The sequence below is a fragment of the Pararhizobium sp. P1_E7 genome (assembly GCF_056405855.1).
The window spans coordinates 1-1,966 of sequence record NZ_JBFUBH010000187.1 but is presented as its reverse complement, the minus strand read 5'-3'; the positions used below and the strand labels follow the sequence as shown (position 1 = coordinate 1,966).

3 protein-coding genes are annotated in these 1,966 nt (G+C 59.3%); 2 read left to right on the top strand and 1 reads right to left on the bottom strand.

Annotated elements, in window-relative coordinates; translation table 11 throughout:
* Both AC1D17_RS28730 and AC1D17_RS28725 read left to right on the top strand, forming a co-directional pair.
* Positions 1 to 215: type II toxin-antitoxin system VapC family toxin (locus tag AC1D17_RS28730; RefSeq protein WP_477568600.1), on the top strand; the 215-nt coding region annotated here is incomplete at its 5' end.
* A gap of 107 nt (positions 216 to 322) precedes the next feature.
* On the top strand, positions 323 to 1,465 hold the full coding sequence (locus AC1D17_RS28725; RefSeq protein ID WP_477568599.1) for a site-specific integrase: 1,143 nt from the start codon (positions 323 to 325) through the stop codon (positions 1,463 to 1,465).
* A 131-nt stretch (positions 1,466 to 1,596) separates the two neighbouring features.
* Here AC1D17_RS28725 and AC1D17_RS28720 read toward each other — a convergent pair.
* Positions 1,597 to 1,966 (bottom strand): hypothetical protein (locus AC1D17_RS28720; protein ID WP_477568598.1); only part of this gene is annotated, 370 nt, incomplete at its 5' end.

The window sequence follows — 1,966 nt, the reverse complement described above, 5'->3', positions numbered from 1 at the left end:
ACCTCAAGCCGCAGGAACTGCGAGCAGCCGTCACAGCCAGCGGACTGCAGACCCTTGCCATCTCGGATCTGCATGCCGAGCTCGCAGCCGCGTTCGATTGGGATCACCGCGATCCGTGGGACCGCATTCTTGCGGCCCAGGTGCGGCTGGAGCATTGCACCTTCATCTCGACCGATCTGGCGTTCGACGCGATTCTGCACGAAAGGGTCTGGTGAAGGGCAACAGCGTTGGAGATATTGATTGAGATGGCCGTGGGAACACCTGCGAATAGTGACCAGACTTCGAACCACAACGAATTTTATGACGAGAACGGACTGCCGAAATGACCAGATCGTCGTCACGTTCGATCGAAAAACGCACCGAAACGTTGGACACCATCGCAGCCGTTCTGCCGCTCGAGCGGCGCGATGAGCTTGCGGAGCTATTGACCGACCAGGATGTCGAGACGCTTCGCCATCTCGTGAATGAGGGTATGGGCGAAAACACGCTGCGCGCTCTGACTTCTGACCTTGCTTACCTACAGGCATGGTCGCTCGCCACGACGAAAAACTCTCTCCCCTGGCCGGCGCCTGAAGCGCTGCTCCTGAAATTCGTCGCCCATCACCTGTGGCAGCCACGACAGCGGGACGCTGATCCTGACCACGGCATGCCGGCCGGAGTCGAGGAGAGCCTGCGTGACCAAGGGTTTCTCCGCACTACCGGACCACACGCGCCCGATACAGTACGCCGGCGTCTGGCCACCTGGTCGACGTTGACGAAATGGCGTGGGCTGGCCGGTTCCTTCTCCTCGCCTGCTCTGAAATCGGCAATCCGGCTGGCCGTGCGCGCAACACCGAGACCACGCAAGCGCAAGAGTGCCAAAGCCGTAACCGGGGATGTGCTGGCCAAACTGCTCGCTACATGTGCCAGCGAAAATCTTCGCGATCTCCGCGACCGGGCCATTCTCATGGTCGGTTTTGCCTCTGGAGGAAGACGCCGCAGCGAGATTGCCGGTCTGCGCAGGGAGCAATTGACCATTGAGGCTCCGGTGACTGCCGAAGGCGGATCTTCACTCCCCTCTCTGTCGATCCATCTCGGCAGAACCAAAACCAGCGGTGCCCAGGATGATGAGGTCGTCTATCTGACCGGCAGGCCGGTTGATGCGCTCAATGCCTGGCTTGTTGCAGCGAGAATTGAGAGCGGCACTGTGTTTCGGGCGATCGATCGCTGGGGCAACGTTTCGAAGCGCGCTATCGATCCGAAAGCGATCAACGATATTGTCAAACAGCGGGCTGCCATGGCCGGGCTGGAAGCATCGGAGTTTTCTGCACATGGGCTGCGCTCGGGATATCTAACCGAGGCGGCAAACCGCGGCATTCCCCTCCCCGAGGCGATGGAGCAGTCGCGACACCGGTCGGTACAGCAGGCGTCKAGCTATTACAATAATGCCACGCGGCGAACGGGACGCGCTGCGAGAATGCTCTAGCTGAGCCATAGACATCCAGTGATGTTAAATTGTCCGCCTCTTGGATCAGGATGACGACAAGCCTAATAGTCGTAAAAAACCTAGACTTCGGTGCGAAAGACGCTGCGCCACCACCAGCTTAGACTTGGCCGTCACTTTTCTGGCGCGCAGATCAATGGCCGTAGCTCCTGCACGATCACACCGACCCCCGGCGAAACCATGGCCCCGGTCCAGTTGTCGGAAAAGGTCCCTCCCCCGTCGGCGGCCGAAAGCCAGACTACTTCGTTTGTCGCCAGTTCGATTTTCACTTCGCTGCCGATCGGACTGCCCGCGACCGTCTGGACATAGTGACGCTTGATGGGATGGCTTCGCCCCGTTTGATCGACAAGACTGTTTTCTTGGTAGTTCAGGTTTATCGTACCGTGATCCGGATGGGAGGTGCAGTCGGTCGATCGTTCACAGCGAATGGCCGACGAGAACGTGCATGTCCATAGCAAGCCGCTGCGCCACATGGGATTATCC